Origin of the sequence: Meinhardsimonia xiamenensis (genome assembly GCF_900102905.1) — a bacterium.
GTDB lineage: Bacteria > Pseudomonadota > Alphaproteobacteria > Rhodobacterales > Rhodobacteraceae > Meinhardsimonia > Meinhardsimonia xiamenensis.
This window is the reverse complement of record NZ_FNFV01000001.1, coordinates 292,332-317,779: the sequence shown is the minus strand read 5'-3', so window position 1 is coordinate 317,779 and position 25,448 is coordinate 292,332. Positions and strand designations below refer to the sequence as shown.

Annotated in this window: 22 protein-coding genes; 12 read left to right on the top strand and 10 right to left on the bottom strand. The window is 68.4% G+C overall.

Annotated elements, in window-relative coordinates; all coding sequences use genetic code 11:
• Positions 1 to 17: 17 nt before the first annotated feature.
• From BLQ14_RS01490 to folK, 3 genes are all read right to left on the bottom strand, one after another.
• Positions 18 to 2,138 (bottom strand): RelA/SpoT family protein, encoded by a 2,121-nt coding sequence (locus BLQ14_RS01490; protein ID WP_092497468.1) that lies wholly within the window; start codon positions 2,136 to 2,138, stop codon positions 18 to 20.
• Positions 2,139 to 2,163: 25 nt separating this feature from the next.
• On the bottom strand, positions 2,164 to 2,520 hold the full coding sequence (rpoZ, locus tag BLQ14_RS01485; RefSeq protein WP_092497466.1) for a DNA-directed RNA polymerase subunit omega: 357 nt from the start codon (positions 2,518 to 2,520) through the stop codon (positions 2,164 to 2,166).
• An 85-nt stretch (positions 2,521 to 2,605) separates the two neighbouring features.
• Positions 2,606 to 3,181, bottom strand: a complete 576-nt coding sequence (gene folK / locus BLQ14_RS01480) for a 2-amino-4-hydroxy-6-hydroxymethyldihydropteridine diphosphokinase (protein WP_092497464.1) — start codon at positions 3,179 to 3,181, stop codon at positions 2,606 to 2,608.
• A gap of 155 nt (positions 3,182 to 3,336) precedes the next feature.
• Here folK and BLQ14_RS01475 point away from each other — a divergent pair, with 155 nt between their 5' ends.
• The 5 genes from BLQ14_RS01475 (at position 3,337) to BLQ14_RS01455 (ending at position 6,790) form a co-directional block, all read left to right on the top strand.
• The gene (locus tag BLQ14_RS01475) at positions 3,337 to 3,939 is read left to right on the top strand and encodes a LabA-like NYN domain-containing protein (RefSeq protein ID WP_092497462.1); all 603 of its coding nucleotides are present in this window, start codon (positions 3,337 to 3,339) and stop codon (positions 3,937 to 3,939) included.
• Between the two features lie 111 nt (positions 3,940 to 4,050).
• Positions 4,051 to 5,034, top strand: a complete 984-nt coding sequence (ispH, locus tag BLQ14_RS01470) for a 4-hydroxy-3-methylbut-2-enyl diphosphate reductase (protein ID WP_092497460.1) — start codon at positions 4,051 to 4,053, stop codon at positions 5,032 to 5,034.
• 26 nt (positions 5,035 to 5,060) lie between these two features.
• Complete coding sequence (gene rnhA / locus BLQ14_RS01465) at positions 5,061 to 5,534, top strand: ribonuclease HI (protein ID WP_092497458.1); 474 nt, start codon at positions 5,061 to 5,063, stop codon at positions 5,532 to 5,534.
• 139 nt (positions 5,535 to 5,673) lie between these two features.
• On the top strand, positions 5,674 to 6,240 hold the full coding sequence (locus BLQ14_RS01460; protein WP_176759515.1) for a L,D-transpeptidase: 567 nt from the start codon (positions 5,674 to 5,676) through the stop codon (positions 6,238 to 6,240).
• A 22-nt stretch (positions 6,241 to 6,262) separates the two neighbouring features.
• Positions 6,263 to 6,790: a universal stress protein gene (locus tag BLQ14_RS01455; RefSeq protein ID WP_170068379.1), complete on the top strand. Its 528-nt coding sequence runs from the start codon at positions 6,263 to 6,265 to the stop codon at positions 6,788 to 6,790.
• A 6-nt stretch (positions 6,791 to 6,796) separates the two neighbouring features.
• Here BLQ14_RS01455 and trxC read toward each other — a convergent pair whose 3' ends face one another.
• The 4 genes from trxC to BLQ14_RS01435 all read right to left on the bottom strand — a co-directional run bounded on the left by trxC (position 6,797) and on the right by BLQ14_RS01435 (position 12,103).
• The gene (gene trxC, locus BLQ14_RS01450; RefSeq protein ID WP_092498292.1) at positions 6,797 to 7,246 is read right to left on the bottom strand and encodes a thioredoxin TrxC; all 450 of its coding nucleotides are present in this window, start codon (positions 7,244 to 7,246) and stop codon (positions 6,797 to 6,799) included.
• An 84-nt stretch (positions 7,247 to 7,330) separates the two neighbouring features.
• Complete coding sequence (parA, locus tag BLQ14_RS01445; RefSeq protein ID WP_092497454.1) at positions 7,331 to 7,969, bottom strand: ParA family partition ATPase; 639 nt, start codon at positions 7,967 to 7,969, stop codon at positions 7,331 to 7,333.
• A 50-nt stretch (positions 7,970 to 8,019) separates the two neighbouring features.
• Entirely contained in the window at positions 8,020 to 10,398 is a 2,379-nt protein-coding gene (gene ppsA / locus BLQ14_RS01440; protein WP_092497452.1) for a phosphoenolpyruvate synthase, read from the bottom strand.
• 178 nt (positions 10,399 to 10,576) lie between these two features.
• Positions 10,577 to 12,103: a Hint domain-containing protein gene (locus BLQ14_RS01435; protein WP_092497450.1), complete on the bottom strand. Its 1,527-nt coding sequence runs from the start codon at positions 12,101 to 12,103 to the stop codon at positions 10,577 to 10,579.
• Between the two features lie 635 nt (positions 12,104 to 12,738).
• Here BLQ14_RS01435 and BLQ14_RS01430 point away from each other — a divergent pair.
• A complete protein-coding gene (locus tag BLQ14_RS01430) occupies positions 12,739 to 13,770 on the top strand; it encodes a hypothetical protein (RefSeq protein WP_092497448.1) in 1,032 nt (343 codons plus the stop codon).
• Positions 13,771 to 13,777: 7 nt separating this feature from the next.
• On the opposite strand, the gene BLQ14_RS01425 is transcribed toward BLQ14_RS01430, so the two are convergent.
• Positions 13,778 to 14,296 (bottom strand): DUF2478 domain-containing protein, encoded by a 519-nt coding sequence (locus BLQ14_RS01425; protein WP_092497446.1) that lies wholly within the window; start codon positions 14,294 to 14,296, stop codon positions 13,778 to 13,780.
• Between the two features lie 121 nt (positions 14,297 to 14,417).
• Between BLQ14_RS01425 and mobA the strand changes: the two genes are divergently transcribed.
• From mobA to BLQ14_RS01410, 3 genes are read left to right on the top strand one after another with little or no spacing between them, the layout of a single operon-like run.
• Positions 14,418 to 15,056: a molybdenum cofactor guanylyltransferase MobA gene (gene mobA, locus BLQ14_RS01420; RefSeq protein WP_092497444.1), complete on the top strand. Its 639-nt coding sequence runs from the start codon at positions 14,418 to 14,420 to the stop codon at positions 15,054 to 15,056.
• A complete protein-coding gene (gene mobB / locus BLQ14_RS01415; RefSeq protein ID WP_092497442.1) occupies positions 15,053 to 15,547 on the top strand; it encodes a molybdopterin-guanine dinucleotide biosynthesis protein B in 495 nt (164 codons plus the stop codon). Before mobA ends, mobB begins: the two co-directional genes overlap by 4 nt.
• A complete protein-coding gene (locus BLQ14_RS01410) occupies positions 15,544 to 17,685 on the top strand; it encodes a molybdopterin-binding protein (protein WP_176759514.1) in 2,142 nt (713 codons plus the stop codon). The genes mobB and BLQ14_RS01410 overlap by 4 nt, the downstream gene beginning before the upstream one ends.
• On the opposite strand, the gene BLQ14_RS01405 is transcribed toward BLQ14_RS01410, so the two are convergent.
• Positions 17,664 to 17,912, bottom strand: a complete 249-nt coding sequence (locus BLQ14_RS01405) for a sulfurtransferase TusA family protein (protein WP_092498290.1) — start codon at positions 17,910 to 17,912, stop codon at positions 17,664 to 17,666. The genes BLQ14_RS01410 and BLQ14_RS01405 overlap by 22 nt on opposite strands.
• Before the next feature lie 159 nt (positions 17,913 to 18,071).
• On the opposite strand from BLQ14_RS01405, the gene BLQ14_RS01400 reads away from it, so the two are divergent.
• Both BLQ14_RS01400 and fdhF read left to right on the top strand, forming a co-directional pair.
• On the top strand, positions 18,072 to 19,754 hold the full coding sequence (locus BLQ14_RS01400; RefSeq protein ID WP_092497438.1) for an NAD(P)H-dependent oxidoreductase subunit E: 1,683 nt from the start codon (positions 18,072 to 18,074) through the stop codon (positions 19,752 to 19,754).
• A gap of 130 nt (positions 19,755 to 19,884) precedes the next feature.
• Entirely contained in the window at positions 19,885 to 22,668 is a 2,784-nt protein-coding gene (gene fdhF / locus BLQ14_RS01395; RefSeq protein ID WP_092497436.1) for a formate dehydrogenase subunit alpha, read from the top strand.
• A 53-nt stretch (positions 22,669 to 22,721) separates the two neighbouring features.
• Here fdhF and BLQ14_RS01390 read toward each other — a convergent pair whose 3' ends face one another.
• Positions 22,722 to 24,839: a transglycosylase domain-containing protein gene (locus BLQ14_RS01390; protein ID WP_092497434.1), complete on the bottom strand. Its 2,118-nt coding sequence runs from the start codon at positions 24,837 to 24,839 to the stop codon at positions 22,722 to 22,724.
• A gap of 259 nt (positions 24,840 to 25,098) precedes the next feature.
• On the opposite strand from BLQ14_RS01390, the gene BLQ14_RS01385 reads away from it, so the two are divergent.
• Positions 25,099 to 25,437: a P-II family nitrogen regulator gene (locus tag BLQ14_RS01385; RefSeq protein ID WP_092497432.1), complete on the top strand. Its 339-nt coding sequence runs from the start codon at positions 25,099 to 25,101 to the stop codon at positions 25,435 to 25,437.
• The last annotated feature ends 11 nt before the right edge of the window (positions 25,438 to 25,448 follow it).

Genomic DNA, 25,448 nt, shown 5'->3' with positions numbered 1-25,448 from the left:
CCAGTCCCGCCCCTGCCTCAGGGTTTGCGCTTGATGTCGCGATGGCGCGCCAGCGCGGCGACATCCGATTCCGCCTCGAGCGCAACCATCAGAGCGTGCAGGTGCTCAGCGTCCCTCAGATCGACGTCAACAATGAGACGGTAAAAGTCCGGTTTCCGGTCAATGAACTGCAGATCGGAGATATTTGCCTTCTGCTCGCCGATCAACGTGCAGATGCGCCCCAGAACGCCCGCGTCATTGGCGATGGTCAGATCGAGGCTGACGGTGTGCACCGGCGGGTACTTGCCCGGCTGCCAGCGCAGATCGACCCAGCGGTCGTTGTCGTTCTCGAACTCGGCCAGCGCCGGGCAGTCGATGGCGTGCACCACCACCCCCTTGCCGCGGTAGGTGATGCCGACGATGCGCTCGCCCGGCACCGGCTGACAGCACTCCGCGCGCCGGAAGCTTTCCCCCGGCGAAAGCCCGATGACCGAGCGTGAGGGCTCCACATACTCCCCCTCACGGTCGCTCAGTTCGGGATAGAGGACGTTCACCACCTCGCGGGCGGAAATCTCGGCCGACCCCAGCCGGGCGAGAAGCTCGTCGCGGCTCTCAAGCCCCATCTGCCGCGCGGCGGTCGCAAGCGCCTTGTCGGTGGCGCGCTTGCCCACATGCTCGAAGGCCACGCGCGCAAGCTCCCGGCCCAGCTTGATGAATCGCTCCCGGTCCTCCTCGCGCAGGCTGCGGCGGATCGCGGCCTTGGCGCGGCCCGTGACCACAAGGTCAAGCCACGTTGCCTGCGGCCGCTGGCCCTCGGCGGTGATGATCTCCACCGACTGGCCGTTTCTCAGGCGCGTCCAGAGCGGCACGCGCAAGCCGTCCACCTTGGCCGAGACGCAGGAATCGCCGATGCGGGTATGGATGGCATAGGCGAAATCGAGCGGCGTCGCGCCGCGGGGCAGCTTCACCACATCGCCCTTGGGGGTGAAGCAGAACACCTGGTCGGAATACATCTCGAGCTTGACGTGCTCGAGAAACTCGTCGTGATCCTCGCCGTTGCCGAAGCGTTCGGTCAGCGAGGCGAGCCAGTTGGCCGGGTCAACGGCAAAGGGGTTCGCGGTGGGCACGCCGTCGCGATAGGCCCAGTGGGCGGCAACGCCGGCCTCGGCCACCTCGTGCATCTCGCGGGTGCGGATCTGCACCTCCACCCGCTTGCCGTCGCGCCCCGAAACGGTGGTGTGAATCGAGCGGTAGCCGTTGGACTTCGGCTGGCTGATGTAGTCCTTGAACCGCCCCGGCACAGCACGCCAGCGGCGATGAATCACGCCGAGCACGCGGTAGCAGTCATCCTCGCTGCGGGTGATGATGCGAAAGCCGTAGATGTCGGAGAGCCGCGAGAAGGTCGTCTCCTTCGCCTGCATCTTGCGCCAGATCGAATAGGGCTTCTTTGCGCGCCCGAACACATCGGCCTCGATGCCGGCCTTCTCGAGCTCGAGACGGATGTCGCCGGTGATCTGGTTGATGACGTCGCCCGCCTCGCGCTGCAGGGTGATGAAGCGGCGGATGATCGAGTTGCGCGCCTCGGGGTTGAGCACCCTGAAGGCCAGATCCTCGAGCTCCTCGCGCATCCACTGCATGCCCATCCGGCCGGCGAGCGGCGCGAAGATCTCCATCGTCTCGCGGGCCTTCTGCACCTGCTTGGCCTGCGGCATCGAGCGTATGGTGCGCATGTTGTGCAGCCGGTCGGCGAGCTTGACGAGGATCACCCGCAGATCCTTCGACATCGCCATGAACAGCTTGCGGAAGTTCTCCGCCTGCTTGGTCTCCGACGAGCTGAGCTGCAGGTTGGTCAGCTTGGTCACGCCATTGACCAGCTCGGCGATCTCGGCGCCGAACTCGCGCGCGATATCCGCGTAGGACGCGCGGGTGTCCTCGATGGTGTCGTGCAGAAGCGCGGTGACGATTGTGGCATCGTCAAGCCGCATCTCTGTGAGAATCGCCGCCACCGCGACGGGATGGGAAAAATAGGGCTCGCCCGAGCGGCGGAACTGCCCCTCGTGCATCCGCTTGCCGAAGTCGTAGGCCTTGCGGATCAGCGCCTCATCGGTGCGCGGATTGTAGTTGCGGACCAGCTGGATCAGGTCGTCAGCTTCGATCATCCGGTCCGCATCTCCAAGGCGCCGGTCAGCCCTGCTCCTGTGCCTTCAAGAGTTCGCGCAGCAGCCGCTCTTCGTCCATGTCGTTCTCGGCGGGGCGGTCGACCTCGCCGCCTCCCATCAGGAGCGCCATGGAATCGTCTTCGGGCTCGTCCACCTCGATCTGCGTCTGCAGGCTCTGGATCAGGCGTTCGCGCAGCTCGTCCACCGGCTGCGTTTCCTCGGCGATCTCGCGCAGGGCGACGACCGGGTTCTTGTCATTGTCACGGTCCACGGTGATCGGCGCACCGGCCGAGATCTCGCGCGCGCGGTGCGCGGCGAGCAATACCAGCTCGAAGCGGTTCGGAACCTTGTCAACGCAATCTTCGACCGTCACGCGGGCCATGGCTGCTCCAATCCTCTGTCCGGGAGAGTCAAGGGTTGTTCCTTACGCGCTTGAGATAGGCTTGACAAGCAGGATTTCCAGTGCCTCAGGCGGTTTGCAGAGCGCGCACGCCCGCCCTGTCCTCCTCGGCCAGCGCCGCCAGCATCTCCTGCACGGTGCGACCCGTGACCGGATGGCGCCAGCGTGGCGCGATGTCGGCGAGCGGCACCAGCACGAAGGCACGCTCCTCGAGACGCGGATGGGGAATGACGAGTTCGCCCGGCGCCTCGCGGCGCTGGCGCTCGGGGTCCAGCTCGCGCCAGTGGCGCCATGTCTGCAGATCGGGCAGGACGAGATCGTCAAGCGCGATCAGGTCGAGATCGAGCGTGCGCTGCCCCCAGCGCTGGACCCGCTCGCGCCCGAACAGAGCCTCCACCTCGTGCAGCAGCGCGAGAATGTCGCCCGCCCCGCGACCGGCGCCGGAAAGCGCCGCGACGGCGTTGATGTAGTCGGGGCCCGCACCGGGCGGAAAACACGGGGTATGGAAGAAGCGGCTCACTGCCTCGATGCGCAACCCGCGCCGGCCAAGCTCGCCCAGCGCCGCGCGAAGATTCGCCGCCGGCGGGCGCTCGCCGAAAGGGAGATTCGCACCAAGGGCAACATATGCTAAACTGTTTCGCATTGCGGCACGGGCTCTCCCGATTGTGTCGAAAATGTAACAGCCCGCTCCTTGCGGCCCGCGCTCAACCCATTATCTTGCCGCCGTCCAGCGCAGGCGGGGGCTCCACTCGCCCCAAGGGGATACGCTTGCGCCCAAAGGATTGAAAGGATTTTCAAATGTTCTATCGTGACGAGCGCCTGGCGCTGTTCATCGATGGAGCGAACCTCTATGCCTCCGCGAGGGCGCTCGGGTTCGACATCGACTACAAACTGCTCAGGCAGGAATTCCTGAGGCGCGGCAAGCTGTTGCGCGCCTTCTACTACACCGCGCTTGTGGAAAGCGAGGAGTACTCTCCGATCCGCCCGCTGGTGGACTGGCTGCAGTACAACGGCTTCCACATGGTCACCAAGACCGCCAAGGAATACACCGACAGCCAGGGCCGGCGGAAGGTGAAGGGCAACATGGACATCGAGCTTACCGTCGATGCCATGGAGATCGCGCCGCATGTCGATCACATCGTGCTCTTCTCCGGCGACGGTGACTACAAGCCGCTGGTGGAGAGCCTGCAACGGCAGGGGGTGCGGGTGTCCATCTGCTCCACCATCCGCTCCAGCCCGCCGATGATCGCCGACGAGCTGCGCCGTCAGGCCGACAACTTCATCGAGCTCGACGAGCTGCGGGAGGTGATCGGCCGCCCACCGCGGGAGGCACGCGAACCGCGCGAGCGTTTCGGCCCGCCCCGCGAGGCCGAGGAGGCGGAAGCCGAAGAGAACGAGTGAGCCCGGCTTCCCCGTTCGAGACAAGCCAACGGGGTGGCGCGACATGCGTCGCCCCGTTCAAATGCGCCGCGGCTCTGGACGCCGGCCAGGCGAGGCTGTAGCGGTGAGCGCATGAACGACAACGCCGCCAAGCGCATGCCCATCACCCTGCATCTGGCCAGCCCGCGCGGCTTTTGCGCCGGGGTGGACCGGGCGATCAAGATCGTCGAGGAGGCGCTCGCCCGCTGGGGAGCGCCTGTCTATGTGCGCCACGAGATCGTGCACAACCGCTTCGTGGTGGACAGCCTGCGCGCCAAGGGTGCCATCTTCGTCGAGGAGCTCGACGAATGCCCCAACGACCGGCCGGTGGTCTTCTCTGCGCATGGGGTGCCGAAGTCGGTGCCGGCCGAGGCGGAACGGCGCAACATGCTCTATGTCGATGCGACCTGCCCGCTCGTCTCCAAGGTCCACATCGAGGCCGAACGCCACCACGCAAACGGGCTGCAGATGGTGATGATCGGCCACGCCGGCCACCCCGAGACGCTCGGCACCATGGGGCAGCTGCCCGAGGGCGAGGTGCTGCTTGTCGAAACGGTGGAGGACGTGGCGCGCCTTGAGCCGCGCGACCCCGATCGCCTTGCCTTCATCACCCAGACGACGCTTTCGGTGGATGACACCGCCGAGATCGTCGCCGCGCTCAAGGCACGCTTCCCGAACATCATCGGCCCGCACAAGGAAGACATCTGCTACGCCACCACCAACCGTCAGGCGGCGGTGAAGGCGATGGCGCCCGAGATCGACGCGCTTCTGGTCATCGGCGCGCCCAACTCCTCCAACTCGCGGCGGCTGGTGGAGGTGGGGCGCGCGGCGGGCTGTTCTTACGCCCAGCTCGTGGGCCGCGCCGGGGAGATCGACTGGCGCGCGCTCGAGGGCGCCCGCGACATCGGCATCACCGCCGGTGCCTCGGCGCCCGAAGTCCTCGTTGAGGAGGTGATCGAGGCCTTCCGCGCCCGCTACGAGGTGACGCTGCGCGAGGTGCATGTCGCCGACGAGCGGGTGAGCTTCAAGCTGCCGCGGGTGCTGCGCGAGGACACCACGCGCGCGGCCGCAAAGTGACCCCCCAGGCGCGGCGACAGGCGTTCATGGCTGAGATCTACGCCTATACGGACGGCGCCTGCTCGGGCAATCCCGGCCCCGGCGGCTGGGGCGTGCTCCTCGTCGCGCGGGAGGGTGACCGGGTGCTGCGCGAGCGCGAGCTCAAGGGCGGCGAGCCTCAGACCACCAACAACCGCATGGAGCTGATGGCCGCCATCGCCGCGCTCGAAGCGCTCAAGCGGCCCTCGAAGATCACCATCGTCACCGACAGCGCCTATCTTCGCAACGGCATCACCGACTGGCTGGCGAAGTGGAAACGCAACGGCTGGAAGACCGCCGCGAAGAAGCCGGTGAAGAACGACGATCTGTGGCAACGGCTCGATGCCGCCCAATCCCGCCACGAGGTGCGCTGGGAATGGGTCAAGGGCCACGCCGGCCACCCCGAGAACGAACGCGCCGACAAGCTCGCCCGCGAAGGCATGGCGCCGTTCAAGAAGACGTCGGCAAACGGCGGCAAGTGAATGCCGCGACGCGAAGCCGCCGCCATGTCCGAACGGCACTCCCGCCACGCGGAAGCGGCGCCGTGGAGACGGGCCATTGCGGTCGCGTGAGGCTGCCACTAGCTTGGCAACGGGCTGGAGACACGCCAGGGCACGAGCCATGATCTCACGACGCGGATTTCTCACCGGTGCATGCGCAATGACGGTGGCCTCGCCATCCGTCCTGCGTGCGGGCGAACATGCAATTGCGCCGCGGTTCCGCCCTCGCCTGGTGCCGCTCAGGGGTGACTACGAGGTCGGGCGCATTCTCGTCACGCCGCACACGCATTTCCTCTATCACGTTGTCGCGCCGGGCGAGGCGATGCGCTACGGTGTCGGAGTGGGGCGCGAGGGACTCACCTTTCGCGGCGAGGCGGTGGTGGGGGCCAAGCGCAAGTGGCCAAGCTGGCGCCCGACAGACGAGATGCTTGCCCGCAACCCTCGGGAATACGCCCGCTTCATCGAGGATCCCGACTACATCATGCCGGGTGGGCCCGATAACCCTCTCGGCGCGCGGGCGCTCTACCTCTACCAGAACGGGCGCGACACCTATTACCGCATCCACGGCACCAACGCACCTCAGACCATCGGCCGCTCCGTCTCCAACGGCTGCATACGCATGCTCAACGAGCACGTGATCGAGCTTTATGACAAGGTTCCGATCGGAACGCCCGTCACCGTGTTCTGACAGCAGGGAAGGAAGGCCACTCATGCACCGCATCCTCGTCGCCGTCGACGGCTCCGATCCCTCCTGGCGCGCGGTCGATCTGGCCGGTGAGCTCGCGGGGGCGCTGAACGCGCATCTGACCGTCTGTCACATCCACATGCACGGTCGGCCGCTGGCCGAGCTCGAACGCATGGCGCGAATAGAGCATCTGGTTGACGATGTCGCCGCCGGCCTGCCCGATCTGCCACCCGTCCCGCGCATGGCGACGATGGCCGAGCTGATGGAAACCGCGCGCAAGCACGTCACGGAGGAAATCATCGTCACCCGCATCGGCGATCTCATCGTCGAGCAGGCCGCGGAGCGCGCCAGGCAGAAAGGCGCGCGCGAGGTCGACAGCTGGACGGGCGAAGGCGATTATGCCGATGGCATCCTGGAAGCGGCGGAGAAAACCGGCTCCGACATGATCGTGATCGGAAAGCGCGGGCTGGGGCGGCTGCGGGAGATGCTTCTGGGCAGCGTCTCCAACAAGGTGGTGCAGCTCGCCCCCTGCACCGTGGTCACGGTGAAATAGCCCCGCTCAGCTCGCCTTCACCGGGCGGATGTGCTCGGTGATCCAGCGCTCGATCATCTGCGCCGGCATCGCGCCGGACTGCCGGGCCGTTTCCCGCCCGTTCTGGAAGATCACCAGGGTGGGAATGCCCCGGATATTGTACCGCATTCCCGCTTGCGGATGCGCCTCGGTGTTCAGCTTCGCGAAGCGGGCACGCCCCTTCAGGCTTGCGGCCGCCTGCGCATAGGCCGGTGCCATCATCCGACAGGGCCCGCACCAGGGCGCCCAGAAATCCACAACCAGCGGCATCCCGTCCAGTTTCGCCGCTTTCTGCAGGGTCTCGAGGTCGATGTCGTGCACCTTGCCATCAACGAGTGCCGCCCCGCAGGTGCCGCATTTCGGCCCGTCGTCGAGGCGCGTCGCGGGCACGCGATTGGCTTGCCCGCATTCCAGGCATGTCAGTTTTGTCGCCGCCATCATGCGCTCCTTGAATTCGTTAACACGAATGTAAGGAGCGCTCCCGATCATTGAAGATGCAGACAGCAATTCCAGGTTGACCGCTCAGAAACCGATCGTCGTCGCAATTTCGCGGGCGAGTGCGCCGATCTCATCGGCCGTGCCGCGCCCGCGGGGAAGCTCGAAGGCCGCCACGCCGCTGCCCAGCGCCTCGGCATAGGCCACGCGATTGCCGATGGCCGCCTCTGTCCGGCCGATCCCGACCTCGTCGATTGCCGCCAGCACTTCGTTCGTCAGCCGCGCCCGCGGCGGCACCCGGTTCAGCACCGCCATGACGGGTCGGCGCTCCCGCCCGGCAAGCTCGAGAAGCCCCTCGGTGGCCCAAAGGTCCATATGGCTCACCGAGACCGGGAGAAGCACCAGATCAGCCTCCCTGAGCGCGGGGCGCAGATCGGCATCGATCTTGGGCGGGGTGTCGATGATGACGAGATCGGCCGTCTTCTTGAGCTTCTCCGCCTCGTAACCGACTCCCCAGGCCGAGGCGGTGCCGAACTCCAGCCCCGGCGCGCCACCGGTGGCTTCGCGCCGCGCCATGAACCATCGCCCCAGACTGCCCTGCGGGTCGGTGTCGAGAAGCGCCACGCGCCGCCCCTCGCGGGCGAACCAGACGGCAAGATGCGCCGCCAGCGTGGTCTTGCCCGAGCCCCCCTTCTGCTGGGCCACAGTGATGACGCGTCCGTTCATTCAGCCCTCCATCGACGCTCCAGCCAAGGCCGGCAGGCGCGGCATGCGCCTCACCCCTTCTCCGCCTCGGCGACGTTGACCTTCACCTTCAAGAACGCATCCGGCGTGACCGAGATCGAATCAATCCCGTAGCCCACCAAAAGCCGGGCATAGTCGGGGTCGTTTGAGGGCGCCTGCCCGCAGAAGCCCACCTTGCGCCCGGCGGCATGGGCCTTTTCGATGACCGTGGCGATCATCCACTGCACCGCCGGGTCGCGCTCGTCGAAAAGCGCGGCAAGCGCGCCCGAATCCCGATCCACCCCAAGGGTGAGCTGGGTGAGGTCGTTGGAACCGATCGAGAAGCCATCAAAGCGCTCGGCGAAATCTTCGGCACGGATGACGTTGGAAGGAATTTCGCACATCACATAGGCCTCGAGCCCGTTCTCCCCCCGCTTCAGCCCCGCATCGGCCATCACCGCAAGCACCCGGTCGGCCTCTTCGGGCGTGCGGCAGAAGGGGATCATCACCCGCACATTGTCAAAGCCGATCTCCTCGCGCAGCTTCTTCACCGCCCGGCACTCCAGCGCGAAACCGGGCGCATAGGCCTCCGAATAGTAGCGCGAGGCGCCGCGGAAGCCGAGCATGGGGTTTTCTTCCTCCGGCTCGAAGGCCCGCCCGCCCAGAAGCTCAGCATATTCGTTGGTCTTGAAGTCGCTCATGCGCAAGATCACCGGCTCGGGCCAGACCACCGCCGCAATGCGGCTGAGCCCGCGCGCCAGCGTCTCGACGAAATAATCGGTAGGGTCGTCGTAGCCTTTCGTCAGCCGGGCGATTTCCTCACGCGCAGCCGCGTCGGTCACCTTCTCGGGATGAATGAGCGCCATGGGATGCACCTTCACCCAGTTGGAAATGACAAACTCCATCCGCGCGAGCCCGACGCCATCGGCCGGCAGGCGCCAGGAGCGCGCCGCCGTTGCCGGGTTGGCGAGGTTCAGCATCACCTTGGTGCGGGTCTGCGGTATGTCGGAGATGTCGAGCTCCTCCACGCTGAACTCCGCCCGCCCCTCATAGACGAAGCCGGTGTCGCCCTCGGCGCAGCTCACCGTCACGATCTGTTCGTCATGCAGCACATGGGTGGCGTTGCCGGTGCCCACGATGGCCGGTACCCCCAGCTCACGGCTGACGATGGCGGCATGAGAGGTGCGCCCGCCCTGATCGGTGACGATCGCCGCCGCGCGCTTCATGATCGGCACCCAGTCGGGGTCGGTGATGCGGGTGACGAGGATCGCGCCGTCAACGAAGCGGTCCATCTCGGCGGGGCTTTCGATCAGGCAGACCGGCCCCACGGCCACGCCCGAGCCCACCGCGAGCCCTTGGGCAAGCACCTTTCCACGCGAATGCACCGTGTACTGGCGAATGGCGCCCTTGTCGGCGTGGCTCTGCACTGTCTCGGGGCGGGCCTGAACGATGTAGATCCGCCCCGTCTCGCCGTCCTTGGCCCATTCCATGTCCATCGGCATGCCGTAGTGCTCTTCGATCACCACCGCCTGGCGGGCGAGCTCGAGAATCTCGGCGTCCGACAGCACAAAGGCTTCCCGCTCGGCCTTCGAGGTCGGCACGTTCCTCGTCGGCCGCTCGGCGCCGGGTTCGGCGTAGATCATCTTGATCTCCTTCGTGCCGAGCGCCTTCTCGATGATCGGCACGAGGCCGGGGCGGCCCAGGAACGGCTTGAACACCTGATACTCGTCAGGCGTCACCGCACCTTGCACCACATTCTCGCCGAGCCCCCAGGCGGCGGTGATGAGCACCACCTTGTCAAAGCCCGATTCGGTGTCGAGCGAGAACATCACCCCCGAACCGGCAAGATCCGAGCGCACCATCTGCTGAACGCCGACCGAAAGCGCCACGGCGCGATGATCGAAGCCCTTGAGCTTGCGGTAGGTGATCGCCCGGTCGGTGAAGAGCGAGGCATAGCAGCGCCGGCAGCCGTCGAGCAGGGCGCGCTCGCCGACGATGTTCAGAAACGTCTCCTGCTGGCCGGCGAAACTCGCATCCGGCAGGTCTTCGGCCGTCGCCGAGGAGCGCACCGCAACCGAGGCCTCCTCCTTCCCCGCCCGGCGCGAAAGCTCGCGATAGGCCTCCACGATTGCCGCGCGGATCTCCTCGGGCCAGTGACCGGCCCGGATCGCCTCGCGGATGCGGCGCCCGGCCTGCTGCAGGGGCATCCGCCCTTCCTCGAGCGCCTCCATCGTCTCGTCGATCAGCGGGTTGAGTCCGTTGGCCTCCAGATAGGCACGGTAGGCGTCGGCGGTGGTGGCGAAACCGTCCGGCACGGAAACACCCTTGGGCGCGAGATTGCGCACCATCTCGCCAAGCGAGGCATTCTTGCCGCCGACCCGCGGCACATCCTCGCGTGTGAGATCCTCGAACCAGACGACGGGCACATCCATGACGCTCTCTCCCAGGGCTGAAACATGAGAACGACGGAGACACTAGGCGCGATTGGAGGCCGTCTCGTTGATCCGTGTCAACGGCGCGGGGCGCAAGATCGCCCTCATCGGGGATCGGTGCAGAAAAAGGGCGGCAGCCTTCCGGCCGCCGCCCTTTCCCCGTGCAAACCCTTGCGGGTTACTGGAACAGTAGTGCTGCTTCCCTGCGCTTGAGCGACGGGCGCGAGGCAGCATAGGCATCAAGCCCGGCCTTCTCCCGCAGCTCGGGGAAGAGCGCGAAAAGTTCCTCGCGCTGATCGTTCTCGATACCTGCGATGGACCAGTCACCGGGCTGAAAGCTTTCCGTCCAGGCGCCGTTTGCGAGGATCACCTCGTGCTTCTCGCACATCAGGTGCAGATAGGTGACGCCGGGCACCTGCGCGCGCTCGATGCCCTCGAGCCTGGTCATGTGCTTCGCCGCCACCAGCACCTCGTATTCGGACATGATGAGCGGCAGCTCCTCGCTCATGTAGAGCATGCGGTGGTTCGGCGAGACCAGCATGTCGCGTTCCGGCATGCCATGGCCAAGCGCACCGGCCCGGATAAGGACAGGGCGCAGCTGCGGCGCGCGCCGAAGCTCGGCGGCGTCCAGCGTCTTCGCACCCGTCCAGCAGATGGTCTGGATGCCGTTGTCGCGGGTGATGACGCGATCGCCCGGGCGCAGGCTTTCCACCGGCCGCTGGCCCTCGGGCGTCATGATCATGGTGCCCGGGGTGAAGCAGATGCAGATGGCCGGATCCTCGACATCATTGACCACCTTGATCTTGTCGATCTCGGCAAAGGAAACCGTCGTGCCATCGGCCAGCACGACCTTGCCGGTGTCGCTGTGATCATCGAGGTGGATGATATCGCCCGGGTTGCGGAAGCCGAGCGAGTGGCCATTGACGATGACCTCGACCCTGCCTTCGACGTAAAGCTTGTCGACACTCGCCGATGACGCCGCGCCGGTGCCATTGTTGCCGCGGACGGTGTCATGACCGCCCCCCGTCCCGACATAGAAGCTGTCGCTGTCGGTTCCGCCGATCAGCGTGTCGTCGCCGGCACCGCCATAGAGCCGGTCATTGCCGGTACCGCCCAAGAGCGTGTCGTTGCCATCCTTGCCGAGCAGGATGTCATCATCCTTGCCGCCGACGATCAGATCGTCGCCACGCCCGCCCGTCAGCTCGTCATTGCCGGTGCCGCCGTACAGGCGATCGTTGCCTGAGCCGCCGGCAATGCAGTCGTCACCCTTGCCGCCGAAAATCGTGTCGTCGCCCGAACCGCCCACGAGCCTGTCGTTGCCGCTGCCGCCGTCGATCAGGTCGTTGCCGCCGCCACCGTAGATGACGTCGTTGCCGCCGCCGCCGTACAGGCCGCCCGGTGCCGCCGAGCCGCTGCCCTTGCCCGAACCGGTGCCGCACCTGCCAGAGCCCCTGCCACTGCCGCTACCCGTGCCGTGGCCGGAACCGCCCGTGCCGCCAACCGTCGGGGCATCGTCGCCCGAGCCGCCATGGATGACGTCATCGCCACGCCCGCCGGCAACGTGATCCCGCCCTGCTCCGGCGTAGATGACATCATCGCCATCGTCGCCGTAAACCGTGTCATCTCCAGCCCCGGCCGCGATCGTGTCGTTATGTTTCGTGCCGTTGAGCTTGTCGTTGCCGGACGTCCCGTTAATGTTCGCCATCGCTTTCCATCACTTTCCAATGTCGCCCAATGCCCATGCGGCTGGCCAATCACCTCTCCCGCAAGAATAGCGGCGCTCTCTCTGAGTAACCCGGCGCCCCCGACCGGCGACCTTTGCCACGATCCGTGCCCAAATATGAGGACTTCGGAGCCTTCCGGGAAAGCATTTTTCATGCCAGACGCATGAGCGGCGGCTCTTCGACATCTGAGCAGGATGCGCCGCCTCTCGTGTATCCGCAGCCACTCCGCCCCTGGTGCTGCAACGATGGATCTCTCTGAACTTCTTGAAATGACAAAAGATTTTTCGAAGCTGATCGATCCGAACACAAGGGGCTTCCGACCGGTACAGACGTGCCCGCGCGGCCGCCGCCGCCGTTCGCCGGCCCGCGAAACGCGGACGGGGAGCCTGCCGTTTTTCCAGGCAATGTCGCCGGACTGGCATCAAACTCCAGCCGGCCGCGCGATTGACGACACAAGGGAAACCGTTGAGCGATTCGCGCGCCGGGCCCTCGCCAGCTTCTCGCTGCAACACCGCCACATTCCCGCTAGACTCGTGCGACAGGGTGAGTGACGCGAACCCGCCCGAAACGGAGCCGGACGGAAACTGGGCAGGGCGACAGCAAGAGGGAGGCGCAGATGGCCGTGAAAACCGACCCCTCGCGGCGGGCGCAATCGGACACGGGCGAAAAGGGCATTCCGCTCGATCAGCTTCTGGCTGCGGTGGAGGCCGTCTTCGGCGCCCCGCCGGACAAGATCACCGCCCCCGGTGGGAAGCGGCGCGACAGCCTGAGGGTAATCCTCCTGGGCGGGAAAAGCGTTATCGCCACCCGGCGCCGCCTCGGCAGCCGGCGCGCGCGCGAGCTTGCCTTTCTCGAACGCATGGCCGAGGCCGGCGCGCCGGTGCCGCGCCTTCTGGGCCAGTCGGGCGAGATCTTCTTTCAGTCCGACGCGGGCTCGCGCCGCCTGACCGCGGAACTGGAACGCAGCGCCGGCCCGTCGCGCGAATCGCTGATCGCAGGAAGCTTCGAGACTCTGTGGCGGATCAAGGCGGCGGCGCGGCGCTGCGGGATTCTCCGCGAGTCGCCGCCGATCGCGCTCAACGCGGAGTGGCTCGGCCGGTTCGCCGTCGCCCCGCGACTTCTTGCCAAGGCCTTTCGCATCCCCTCCCCGGCCATCGACTGGAACCCGCTGGCACAATCCCTCGCCGCTCTGCCGGTGGAGTTCGTGAAATGGGATGCCCGCCCGGGCAACGCCGCCGTCGGTCCCGACGGCACGCCCATCTGGTTCGACTGGGAGCATTACGGCCGCCGCGCCGGCGTTGAGGACTTCGCCTTCCTCATCGCGGACGAGTTCTGGCCCGAAGACCCCAACACGAGCCTGCGCCTGTTCCGCGAGACGGCCCCGGAGAACGGCCGGGCGCTCGAGCCGTTTCTCGTGCGCTTTGCGACCGTCCAGGTCGCCGCGCGGCTGCGCCTCATTCACGAGGACTGGGTCAGGCACGGCTGGCTCGACGCCGACAAGACCCGCCGCTACGACTATATCGGCACGGCACCGCAACTCGTCCGGCGCCTGCTCGCGCATGGAGCCGCGCTGGCCGAGCGCGACCCGATGACGAAGCCCGCCGCGCAATGGTTCAGCGAGTTCCCCCCGCCGGAAGACTGGGGCTGAGGGTCGCTCAGCGCGCCTGCACACACGCCCTGAGCCAGTCGATGACGGCCTCGGGCCGCGGTTCGAGCGCCACGGCGAGCTCTCCGGCGAATTCCTCGAACGCGGCGCGCTGACCGTCGGAGACCGCCGTGAGCACGGGGATCCCCTCGGCAATTGCCAGCCCGATCAGCGAGCGAAAGCCGCGCCCCTCCGCCTCCTGTTTGCCGAACTTGTTGACGATCAGGATGTCGGGCCGCGCCTCGCCCTCGGCCCGAAGCGCCGCCTCGACGAGCCCCACGGCGCGCTCAAGCCCCTCCGGGTCGAGCCGGCAGCCTTCGGCGCACTGGCCAAGATCCTGACTGATACGCACCACCTGATCGCCGAGGAGCACGCGCAACTCCATCTCGCAGCGCCCGCCGCCTTCGGACTCGCGGTTTTCCTGTACCGCACCGGCCACGCGCAGCCCTGCCGCCATCAGCCGCTCGGCAAGCCCGGAAATGAGCGCGTCTCCCGCTCCTCGACCGCCTCCGCCGATGTAGCCCAGCATGCGCGTCCGCGCGGCTCTGCCGCGCCCTCACCGCCTTGAAATCCCTGCCCGCGGCATACAAGATGCCGCGCCAGCAGGGAAGAAGGCCGGCGTCGCGGCCGCGCATGGCGCAGGGGGAGACATGCCAGCATCACCGCGCCCCTTGGGCGTGATCCTCGCAGGCGGGCGGGCCACGCGCATGGGCGGCGGTGACAAGGGGCTTCTTCGCCTCGACGGCGGACCGCGGCTCATTGATCTGGTGATCGACCGCCTCGCCCCGCAATGCGACGCGCTCGCCCTGAACGCCAACGGCGACCCGGCCCGCTTTGCCGATCTCGGCCTGCCGGTGCTGCCCGACAGCGTGAGCGGTTTCGCCGGTCCGCTCGCCGGCGTTCTCGCCGGACTCGACTGGGCGGCGGAGCAGGGCGCGGGGGCAATCGTGACCGCCGCGGCCGACACCCCCTTCCTGCCGCGCGATCTCGTGGCCCGGCTGCAGGCCGCCGCCGGGCCTTCCGGCCTTGCGCTTGCCGCGAGCCGCGATGCGGGGGGCAGGCTCTGGCGCCAGCCCACCTTCGGGCTCTGGCCCGTGGCCCTGCGGGATGACCTGCGCGCCGCGCTCGAAGACGGCCTGCGCAAGATCGTCGCCTGGACGGACCGCCACCACGCCGGCACCGCCGAATTCGAGAGCACCCCCTTCGACCCCTTCTTCAACGTCAACACCCCCGAGGATCTGGCCGAGGCCGGCCGCCTCGCCCGCATGATCGGAGAGAGAGAAGCGTGAAGGTCTATGGCATCACCGGCTGGAAGAACTCGGGCAAGACCGGCCTTGTGGAGCGGCTCGTCACCGAATTTGTCAGCCGCGGGCTCACGGTTTCCACCGTCAAGCATGCCCATCACGTCACCGACATCGATCAGCCGGGGCGCGATTCGCACCGCCACCGCATGGCCGGCGCCACCGAGGTGGTGCTTTCCACCCCGCTGCGCTGGGCGCTGATGCACGAGCTTCGCGGTGCCGAGGAGCCGAGCATGGAGGAGCTTCTGGCCAAGCTCTCGCCGGTCGATCTGGTGCTGGTCGAAGGCTACAAGCGCGAGGCGCACCCCAAGATCGAGGCCCACCGCCGCGCCACCGGCCGCCCGCTTCTGCAGCCCGAGGATCCGGCCATTCGCGCCGTCGCCTCCGACACCGCCCTTGAAGGGCTGCCGGTGCCGCTCTTTCATCTCGATGACACCAGGGGAATCGCCGACTTCATCCTGCGCGATCTGGGATATTGAGACCGTTCGACACATTCGTGATGGTGGACTGGTCCGCCGCCCGCGACCGCGGCCCGGCGCCGAAGCCCGACGCCATCTGGGCCACCGTTGCGCGCGCGGGCAGGGTTGAGGAGCCGGTCTATCTGCGCAACCGCCGCGTGGCCGAGCGCTGGCTTGCCGAGTTCATCGAGGCCGAGCTTGCCGCCGGCCGGCGGGTTCTCGCGGGCTTCGACTTTCCCTTCGGCTTTCCCGCAGGGTTTGCCGAACGGCTCACGGGCCGGGCTGATCCCCTCGCACTGTGGGACTGGTTCGCCGCCGAGCTCGAGGATGACGGCAGCGTCAACAACCGCTTCGCGCTTGCCGGCCGCATCAACGCGCGCTTTCCCGGCACCGGCCCCTTCTGGTTCAACGGCGCGAGGGGGGACATCCCCTTCCTCCCCCGCCGCGGCAGCGAGCGACACGGCCACGGCATGGCCGAGCGCCGCGCGGCCGAGGCGCGTGCGCCGGGCAGCTTCTCCGTCTGGCAGATGGGCGGGGCGGGTGCCGTGGGCGGGCAGGCGATGACGGGCATGGCGGCGCTCTCGCGGCTGCGCGCGCGGCTTGGGCAGGCGGTGGCCGTCTGGCCCTTCGAGCCGCCCGAGGCCCCGGTGGTGCTCACCGAGATCTGGCCCTCGCTTCTGGCCGAGGCAGTGCAGGCCGCCACGCGGCCCGGCGACATTCGCGACGCGGTGCAGGTTCGGGTTGTCGCCGCGGCTCTGGCGCGGTTGCAGGAGGAGGGCCGGCTTGAGGAAGTGCTCGCCGCCGTGCCCGATGAGGCGCGCGCCGAAGAGGGCTGGATTCTGGGCGTCGGCGCTGAGGAGGCGCTGCGCGAAGCCGCCCGCGCGGTGGCCGGGGCCGGTCTCGTGCCGCCACGGCTCAAGGACGACTGCTTTGCCATGCCGCAGGGCGTGGCCTGGGTGCCGGTCGATGAGGCGCTCGCGCGCCTGCGCGCCGCGCTCCACCCCGTCACCGGCCGCGAGCGGCTGGCGAGCAGCCGGGCGGCGGGCCGCGTGCTCGCTGCCGATGCCATTGCCCGCCGCGCCAATCCGCCCCGCCCCAACTCGGCGGTGGACGGCTACGGCTTTGCCCATGCCGCGACCGGCCCCGGCATCAACCGCCTGCCACTCGTCCAAGGCCGCGCGGCGGCCGGTCAGCCCTTTGAGGGGCGCGTTCCCGAGGGCTACGCCGTGCGCATCCTCACCGGCGCCATCCTCCCCGAGGGGGTGGATACGGTGGTGCTCGAGGAGGACTGCGCCACCGATGGCCTGACGGTCGCCTTCGACGGGCCGGTGAAGCCCGGCGCCAACACCCGCCGCGCGGGCGAGGATGTGGAGGAAGGCGCCGTTGCGCTTCCGGCCGGCCAGCGGCTGCGCCCGCCCGACATCGCGCTTCTCTCCGCCCTCGGCATCGCCGAGGTGGAGGTGTTCCGCCCGCTGCGCGTGGCCGTGCTCTCCACCGGCGACGAGATCGTGCCCGACCCGGCCCTGCCCGCCGCGCCCCACCAGATATGGGACGCGAACCGCCCGATGCTGCTCGCGCTCGTCGAACGCTGGGGGCATGTGCCGGTTGACCTCGGCCATGCCCGCGACGATGCGCGCGCCATCGCCCGCGCGCTCGACCAGGGCGCGCGCGAGGCGGATGTCATCCTCACCTCGGGCGGCGCCTCGGCCGGCGACGAGGATCACGTGAGCCGGCTTCTGCGCGAGAGGGGCAGGCTCACGAGCTGGCGCATCGCGCTGAAGCCCGGCCGGCCGCTGGCGCTCGCCATGTGGCAGGGCGCGCCCGTCTTCGGCCTGCCCGGCAACCCGGTTGCGGCCTTCGTCTGCGCGCTCATCTTCGCCCGGCCCGCACTCTCGCTCATGTCCGGCGCCGGCTGGCTCGAGGCGCAGGGCTACACCGTGCCCGCCGCCTTCTCCAAGCGCAAGAAGCCGGGCCGGCGCGAATACCTGCGCGCGCGGCTCACGCCCGAGGGCGCGGCAGAAGTGTTCCGCTCCGAGGGCTCGGGCCGGATCAGCGGGCTTTCCTGGGCCACGGGGCTTGTGGAGCTGCCCGATGGCGCGCTGGATGTGGAGCCCGGAACGCCGGTGCGCTACCTGCCCTATTCGGGCTTTGGGCTCTGACCGCCCTTGCGCAGGTAGAAAACACGCGCCGCCGCGCCTTCCTCCACGGCCAGAAGCTCATGGCCCTGCTCGGCGCAGAAATGCGGCACGTCGATGACCGCCGCCGGATCGGTGGCGACAAGCCTGAGCACCGCGCCCGGCGCCATGGCCTTGAGCCGCTTGCGCGCCTTGAGCACCGGCAGCGGGCAGAGAAGCCCCGAGGCGTCGAGTTCCTGATCCCATTCCATGGGCAGCGCCATAGGCGATGACGCGGGCGCTGTCCACGTGGTCGCAGAAGGATCAGACGCCCGGCCCGGCGCGGGGCAGGAGACGGGCAAGCATGTTGAACTTCCGGGCAGATCCGTGAAGGATTGCCCGCATTCCGCAAGCCTTGGGAGGAAGGCAAGATGGCCCTCGACCGCAGCGCATCGGGCGAACCGCGCCGCCGCCGCGCCCGCCCCACGCCCAAGGGGCGGCAGCTTGACCCCGCGGCGCTCGAGGAAGTGCGCGCGCTTCTGGGCGAGCGACCGCGCCGGCGCGACCTTCTGATCGAGCATCTGCACCTCATTCAGGACCGTTACGGCCATCTTTCCGCCCGGCACCTGCGCGCGCTCGCCGAGGAGATGCGCCTCTCCATGGCCGAGGTCTGGGAGGTGGCAAGCTTCTATGCCCATTTCGACCTCGTGAAGGAGGGCGAGACGCCGCCGCCGGCCCTGACCATCCGCGTGTGCGATTCGCTCTCCTGCGCGCTTGCGGGCGCCGAGGCGCTGAAGGAGGCGTTGAGGGCCGGGCATGACCCCTCGCAGGTGCGGGTGATTCGCGCCCCCTGCATGGGCCGCTGCGACACGGCGCCGGTGTGCGAGGTCGGCCACCGTCATGTCGATCACGCCACGCCCGAGCGCGTGGCCGAGGTGATCGCCGCGGGCGATTTTCATCCCGTCATCCCCGACTACGAGGACTTCGCCGCCTACCGCGCCAAGGGCGGCTACGAGACGCTCCTGAGCCTGCGAGAGAGCGGCGATTGGCAGGAGGTGCAGGAAAGGCTCCTCGCCGCCGGCCTGCGCGGGCTTGGTGGCGCGGGCTTTCCCTCGGGGCGCAAATGGGGCTTCGTGCGCGCCGAGCCCGCGCCGCGCTATCTGGCCGTGAACGGCGACGAGGGCGAGCCCGGCACCTTCAAGGACCGCTTCTATCTCGAACGCACCCCGCATCTGATGCTCGAGGGGATGCTGATCGCCGCCTGGGCGGTGGAGGCGGCGCGCGCCTACATCTACATGCGCGACGAGTACCCGGCGGTTCTGGAGATCCTTCGCCGCGAAATCGCCGCGCTCGAGGCGGCCGGCATCGTCGCGCCGGGCTACATCGAGCTGCGCCGCGGCGCGGGCGCCTATATCTGCGGCGAGGAATCGGCGATGATCGAGTCGATCGAGGGCAAGCGCGGCCTGCCCCGCCACCGCCCGCCCTATGTGGCGCAGAAGGGCCTCTTTGGCCGGCCGACGCTGGTGCACAATGTCGAGACGCTGCACTGGGTGGCGCGCATCTGCCGCGAGGGCCCGGAGGTGCTGTCGGGCGTCGAGAAGAACGGCCGCAAGGGGCTGAGAAGCTATTCCGTCTCCGGCCGGGTGGCGAAGCCGGGCGTGTATCTCCTGCCCGCAGGCTCCACCATTCGCGATGTGATCGAGGCGGCGGGCGGCATGGCCGAGGGGCACGAGTTCAAGGCCTATCAGCCGGGCGGGCCGTCCTCGGGGCTGTTGCCGGCCTCGCTCGATGACGTGCCGCTCGATTTCGACACGCTCCAGCCGCACGGCAGTTTCATCGGCTCGGCCGCGGTGGTGGTGCTGTCGCACAAGGATTCCGCCCGCGCCGCCGCGCTCAACATGCTGCGCTTCTTCGAGGACGAGTCCTGCGGGCAGTGCACCCCCTGCCGGGCGGGCTGCGAGAAGGCGGTGAAGCTGATGCAGGCCGAGAAGTGGGACCGTGAGCTTCTCGAAGACCTGGCCCAAGTGATGGAGGATGCCTCCATCTGCGGCCTCGGCCAGGCGGCGCCGAACCCGATCCGCCTGACCATGAAGCATTTCGGGGAGGAGGTATGATGGCGCTCCTGAAAATGAGGGCAGCGCCCGGCCCGAGGGTGGGCGCGATGAAGCGCCCGCCCTGGGGGGCGGGTCGGGCGCTGCCCGGCGCGGCGCGCCGGGCGTGGCATGCGAGAAGGGAGGCCCAGCAATGACAGACGCGCCTACCGTCACCTTCACGCTCGACGGCCAAACGCTCACCGTGCCCGAAGGCACCACCATCTGGGAGGCTGCCCACGGCCGCGGCCTGACCATCCCGCACCTGTGCCACAAGCCCGCGCCGGGCTACCGCCCCGACGGCAACTGCCGCGCCTGCATGGTGGAGGTGGAGGGCGAGCGCACGCTCGTCGCCTCCTGCATCCGGCCGGTGGCCGATGGCATGGTCGTCAACACCGCCACGCCCCGCGCCGAGAAGGCGCGCAAGACGGTGATGGAGCTTCTGCTCGCCGACCAGCCCCTGCGCGAATCGGCGCATGACCGCTCCTCCCATCTCTGGGCTATGGCCGAGGCAAACGGCGTCTCGACAAGCCGCTTCCCGGCGATGGAGTCCGAGCGCGTGCCGCTTCTCGACGCCAGCCACGTCGCCATGCGCGTCAATCTCGATGCCTGCATCCAGTGCAATCTCTGCGTGCGCGCCTGCCGCGAGGTGCAGGTCAATGACGTCATCGGCATGGCCGGCCGGGGGCATGACAGCTTCCCCGTCTTCGATTTCGCCGACCCGATGGGCGAGAGCACCTGCGTGGCCTGCGGCGAATGCGTGCAGGCCTGCCCGACCGGCGCGCTGATGGAAGCAAGCCTTCTCGACGACGCCCAGAGGGGCGACTCGGCCGCCTTCGACCGCGAGGTGAAGACCGTCTGCCCCTATTGCGGCGTCGGCTGCCAGGTGTCGGTGAAGGTGAAGGGCGAGCGCATCCTCTACATCGACGGCGCCGAGGGACCGGCGAACGAGAACCGCCTCTGCGTCAAGGGCCGCTTCGGCTTCGACTACATCCACCACCCGCACCGGCTGACGAAGCCGCTCATTCGCCGCGAGGGCGCCCCGAAGGAGATCGACGTCGACCCCGCCAACCCCTTCACCCATTTCCGCGAGGCGACATGGGAGGAGGCGCTCGATACCGCGGCAAGGGGCCTTGCCGCCCTGCGCGATGCCCATGGCGGGCGCGCGGTGGCGGGCTTCGGCTCGGCCAAATGCACCAATGAGGAGGCCTATCTGTTCCAGCGGCTCATCCGCGAGGGCTTCGGGCACAACAATGTCGATCACTGCACGCGGCTTTGCCACGCCTCCTCGGTCGCCGCGCTGATGGAAAACGTCGGCTCCGGCGCCGTCACCGCCACCTTCAACGAGATCGAGCACGCCGATGTCGCCATCGTCATCGGCGCCAATCCTGCCGAGAACCACCCTGTCGCCGCCACATATTTCAAGCAGTTCGCCAAGCGCGGCGGCAAGCTGATCGTGGCCGACCCGCGCGGACAGGTGCTTGCCCGCCACGCCACGCACATGCTGCAGTTCCGCCCCGGCACCGATGTGGCGATGCTCAACGGCATCATGGCCGCCATCGTGCAGGAAGGGCTCTATGACGCGCAATACATCGCCGCCTTCACCGAGAACTGGGAGGCGATGCGCGCCCATCTCGAGGCCACCGACATCGACGAGATGTCCGCCATTTGCGGCATCCCGGCCGAGACCCTGCGCGCGGTCGCCCGCGACTTCGCCCGGGGGCAGGCGGGGATGATCTTCTGGGGCATGGGGATCAGCCAGCACATCCACGGCACCGACAACTCCCGCTGCCTCATTGCGCTGGCGCTGATGTGCGGCCATGTCGGGCGGCCCGGCACCGGGCTGCACCCGCTGCGCGGCCAGAACAACGTGCAGGGTGCGTCTGACGCGGGGCTCATCCCGATGGTGTTTCCCGACTACCAGAGCGTCGCCGACGCGGCGGCGCGGGCAAGGTTCGCCGAAATCTGGGGGGTGGAGAACCTCGATCCCCAGCCGGGGCTGACCGTGACCGAGATTCTTGACGCCGTCCACAAGGGCGAGATCAAGGGCATGTACATCCTCGGCGAGAACCCGGCGATGTCGGACCCTGACCTCACCCACGCCCGCGAGGCCCTGGCCAAGCTCGAGCACCTCGTTGTGCAGGACATCTTCCTGACGGAGACCGCCCGCTACGCCGATGTGGTGCTGCCCGCCACCGCCTTCTACGAGAAGACCGGCACCGTGACCAACACCAACCGTCAGGTGCAGATGGGCCGGCCCGCCGTGCCGCCGCCCGGCGAGGCGCGGGAGGACTGGTGGATCACCACTCAGATCGCCCGCCGCCTCGGGCTCGACTGGCACTACAGCCACCCGCGCGAGGTCTTCGCCGAGATGAAGCGCGGCATGGCCTCGCTCGACAACATCACATGGGAGCGGCTCGAGCGCGAAAGCGCCGTCACCTATCCGAGCCTCTCGCCCGACGATCCGGGCCAGCCCATCGTCTTTGGCGACGGCTTCCCGCGCGCCGAAGGGCGCGCGCGCTTCGCGCCCGCGAAATTCGCCCCGCCGGCCGAGGAGCCCGACGCCGACTTCCCGATGGTGCTCACCACGGGCCGCCAGCTCGAGCACTGGCACACCGGCGCGATCACCCGGCACGCAAGCGTGCTCGATGCGCTGGAGCCCGAGGCCACCGCCTCGCTCAACCCGGCGACGCTCGCGCGCCTCGGCATCGCGCCGGGCGATCCGGTGCGCCTGACCACCCGGCGGGGGAGCGTTGTGGCGCGTGCGCGCGCCGATGCCGCGGTGCCGCCCGAGATGGTGTTCATGCCCTTTGCCTATGTCGAGGCGGCGGCGAACATCCTCACCAACCCCGCGCTCGACCCGTGGGGCAAGATCCCCGAGTTCAAGTTCGCCGCGGTTCGCGTGGAGCCTGCCGCTCAGGCAACCGCCGCGGAGTAAGGCGCGCCCGCCTGCTTCGGCCACAGGCCGCCGCGGCGGAGCGTCACGGCGGCTCAGCGCCCGTTGCCGAGGATAACGCCCAAAAGCTCCATGATCACCCGATCGGCAATATTGCCGGGCCGGCGTTGCCTGCGCGCCTCGCCCACGCCCCGCGCAGCAGCCGGCGCCGCAGGCGAGGATTCCTGCTCCGGCCGGATCATGGGCAACGGCCGGGGCGGCAGGCCCTCATGCACCCGCAGCATGGTTTGCCGCCATATCTCCGCCGGCAGCCCGCCGCCGGTGACGCCGGTGAGCGGGGTGTTGTCGTCATAGCCCATCCAGACGCCCGCCACGTAATCGGCGGTAAAGCCCAGAAACCACGCATCCCGCGCGGCCTGGGTGGTGCCGGTCTTGCCGGCGGCCTCGCGGTCGGGCAGCGCCGCGCGCCGGCCCGTCCCCTCGGTGATCACGCGGCTCATCATGTAGACGAGCTGACGCGCCGACTCCTCGGAGATCACCCGCTCGCCGATGCCCCCGCCCTTGCCCATGAGCGGCGTCTCGTCACCGATGAGCTTCAGCTCGATCAGCCCGTAAGGCGTGACCGAGCTGCCGCCGTTGAGAATGCCGGCGTAGGCGCCGGTCATCTCCAGAAGCGTCGACTCCGAGGCACCGAGCGCCAGCGCCGGCCCGCTGGCCAGATCACTGTGGATGCCGAAGCCCTCCGCCACCTGCCGAACCAGATCGCGCCCCACCGCCTCCGACACCCGCACCGCCGGCACGTTGAGCGAATGGGCAAGCGCATAGGCAAGCGTCACCGGCCCGCGAAACGCGCCGTCGTAGTTCTTCGGCGACCAGGGGCCGGAGCCGGGAATGTCGATGGTCAGCGGCTCGTCGCGCACCAGCGAATCCCACCGGTAGCCGAGCTCGAGCGCGGTGGCATAGACGAAAGGCTTGAAGGCCGAGCCCGTCTGCCGCTTGGCCTGGATGGCGCGGTTGAACTGGCCGGCCACGCCCTTGAAGCGCCGCCCGCCCACCATCGCGCGCACCGCGCCGTCGGCCGACATCACCACCACCGCCGCCTGCGCCTTCGACCCCTCGCGCACCAGATTGTCGAAGACATACTGCACCGCCTCCTCCGCCGCCGCCTGAATGAAGGGGTCGAAGGTCGTGCGGATGACGACATCCTCGGTGGTCTCGCGGGTGAGGAAGGAAGGCCCCTGATCCATCACCCAGTCGGCAAAATAGCCGCCCGCCCGCGCCTCGGCCGCCGCCGACAGCTCGGCGGGATTGGCGCGCGCCCGGTCGGCCTCGGTGGCGGAGAGATAGCCCGCCTCCTCCATCAGCCCGATCACCACGTTGGCGCGCTCCTGGGCGCGCCTGAGGTTGTTGGTGGGAGCAAAGCGCGTCGGCGCCTTCAGAAGCCCGGCCAGCATTGCCGCCTCGGCCGCGTTCACCTCCGCCGCCGACTTGCCGAAATAGCGCTGCGCGGCGGCTTCGAAGCCGCGCGTGCCCGCCCCGAGATAGGCGCGGTTGAGGTAGATGGTCAGGATCTCGTCCTTGCTGTAACGCAGCTCCATCGCCAGCGCATAGATCGCCTCCTGGATCTTGCGCGCAAGCGTCGTCTCGCGGCAATCGGCCTCGTAGGCGGCCTCGCTCTCCCAGCGCTTGGGGTCATAGGGCCGGCCGAGGCAGAGAAGCTTCGCCGTCTGCTGGGTGATGGTGGAGCCGCCATGGCCCTCGAACGGCCCCCGCCCCTCGCTAAGGTTGATGCGGATCGCCCCGGCGATGCCGATGGGATCAACCCCGAAATGGCGGTAGAAGCGGCGGTCCTCGGTGGCGATGATGGCGTTCTTGAGATGGGGGGAGACCATCTCCGCGGTGATCTGCCCGCCGAACTGCTCGCCTCGCCAGGCAAAGACATTGCCGTAGCGGTCAAGCAGCGTGACCGAACCGCGGGTGCGCGCATCGAGCAGCTCCGAGGCGGGGGGCATGCTGAGCGCCTGCCAGCCCACCAGGAGACCCACGATCAGCGCCACCGCCGCCGTCGCGCGCCAAGTGACGGCCCAGATCAGTCGGCGCAGAAGGCGCCAGAGCCGGGCGATGATACCCGGCCTCCGCCCGCTGCCGCCGTTTTCGGCGGCGCGCGAACGGCCCGTCACGGTCCGTTTTCGCCCCTTGCCCGATCTGCTCATGGATGCTGCGCCGAGATACCTGCCCGTGCCCGGAAACTAGCCGAATTGCGGATGGATGTGGAGGCTCCGGCGCCCAAGGCAAGGATTTCCCGCTGCCCAAATATTCAGCAGCGCCCAAGATTTGTGCGAAAAATCGCGGCCATTCGCGATTCCCGCCGTTTCCGCCGGGTCCGGATTCTTGCGATTCTGCGCTGCGGCACTGCTCCTTTCCCTGTCGACTTCCGGCAGGCGTGACCTGCGTGAACCAAGGGGGAAGGATGTGAAACTCATCATTGCAGCGATCAAGCCGTTCAAGCTGGAGGAGGTGCGCGAGGCGCTCACCGCCACCGGCGTGCGCGGCATGATGGTCACCGAGATCAAGGGCTTCGGCACCCAGTCGGGGCACACCGAAATCTACCGCGGCGCCGAATACGCGGTGAATTACGTGCCCAAGGTCAAGATCGAGACGGTGGTGCCGGACTCGATGGCCGAAACCGTCGTGGAGACGATCCAGAAGGCCGCCCGCACCGACAAGATCGGCGACGGCAAGATCTTCGTGCTGGATGTGGAAGGCGCGGTGCGCGTGCGCACCGGGGAAACCGGCGAGGCGGCGCTGTGAGCGGCGCGCCT

Excerpts from the sequence above, each read along its gene's own strand:
- fdhF (WP_092497436.1), top strand. The coding sequence starts at position 19,885 with ATGACAGACGCGCCTACCGTCACCTTCACGCTCGACGGCCAAACGCTC.
- BLQ14_RS01400 (WP_092497438.1), top strand. The coding sequence starts at position 18,072 with ATGGCCCTCGACCGCAGCGCATCGGGCGAACCGCGCCGCCGCCGCGCC.
- rnhA (WP_092497458.1), top strand. The coding sequence starts at position 5,061 with ATGGCTGAGATCTACGCCTATACGGACGGCGCCTGCTCGGGCAATCCC.
- BLQ14_RS01430 (WP_092497448.1), top strand. The coding sequence starts at position 12,739 with ATGGCCGTGAAAACCGACCCCTCGCGGCGGGCGCAATCGGACACGGGC.
- BLQ14_RS01435 (WP_092497450.1), bottom strand. The coding sequence starts at position 12,103 with ATGGCGAACATTAACGGGACGTCCGGCAACGACAAGCTCAACGGCACG.
- BLQ14_RS01425 (WP_092497446.1), bottom strand. The coding sequence starts at position 14,296 with ATGCTGGGCTACATCGGCGGAGGCGGTCGAGGAGCGGGAGACGCGCTC.
- ppsA (WP_092497452.1), bottom strand. The coding sequence starts at position 10,398 with ATGGATGTGCCCGTCGTCTGGTTCGAGGATCTCACACGCGAGGATGTG.
- trxC (WP_092498292.1), bottom strand. The coding sequence starts at position 7,246 with ATGGCGGCGACAAAACTGACATGCCTGGAATGCGGGCAAGCCAATCGC.
- BLQ14_RS01390 (WP_092497434.1), bottom strand. The coding sequence starts at position 24,839 with ATGAGCAGATCGGGCAAGGGGCGAAAACGGACCGTGACGGGCCGTTCG.
- parA (WP_092497454.1), bottom strand. The coding sequence starts at position 7,969 with ATGAACGGACGCGTCATCACTGTGGCCCAGCAGAAGGGGGGCTCGGGC.
- folK (WP_092497464.1), bottom strand. The coding sequence starts at position 3,181 with ATGCGAAACAGTTTAGCATATGTTGCCCTTGGTGCGAATCTCCCTTTC.
- BLQ14_RS01490 (WP_092497468.1), bottom strand. The coding sequence starts at position 2,138 with ATGATCGAAGCTGACGACCTGATCCAGCTGGTCCGCAACTACAATCCG.
- BLQ14_RS01405 (WP_092498290.1), bottom strand. The coding sequence starts at position 17,912 with ATGGAATGGGATCAGGAACTCGACGCCTCGGGGCTTCTCTGCCCGCTG.
- rpoZ (WP_092497466.1), bottom strand. The coding sequence starts at position 2,520 with ATGGCCCGCGTGACGGTCGAAGATTGCGTTGACAAGGTTCCGAACCGC.
- ispH (WP_092497460.1), top strand. The coding sequence starts at position 4,051 with ATGAACGACAACGCCGCCAAGCGCATGCCCATCACCCTGCATCTGGCC.
- BLQ14_RS01460 (WP_176759515.1), top strand. The coding sequence starts at position 5,674 with ATGATCTCACGACGCGGATTTCTCACCGGTGCATGCGCAATGACGGTG.
- BLQ14_RS01455 (WP_170068379.1), top strand. The coding sequence starts at position 6,263 with ATGCACCGCATCCTCGTCGCCGTCGACGGCTCCGATCCCTCCTGGCGC.
- mobA (WP_092497444.1), top strand. The coding sequence starts at position 14,418 with ATGCCAGCATCACCGCGCCCCTTGGGCGTGATCCTCGCAGGCGGGCGG.
- BLQ14_RS01475 (WP_092497462.1), top strand. The coding sequence starts at position 3,337 with ATGTTCTATCGTGACGAGCGCCTGGCGCTGTTCATCGATGGAGCGAAC.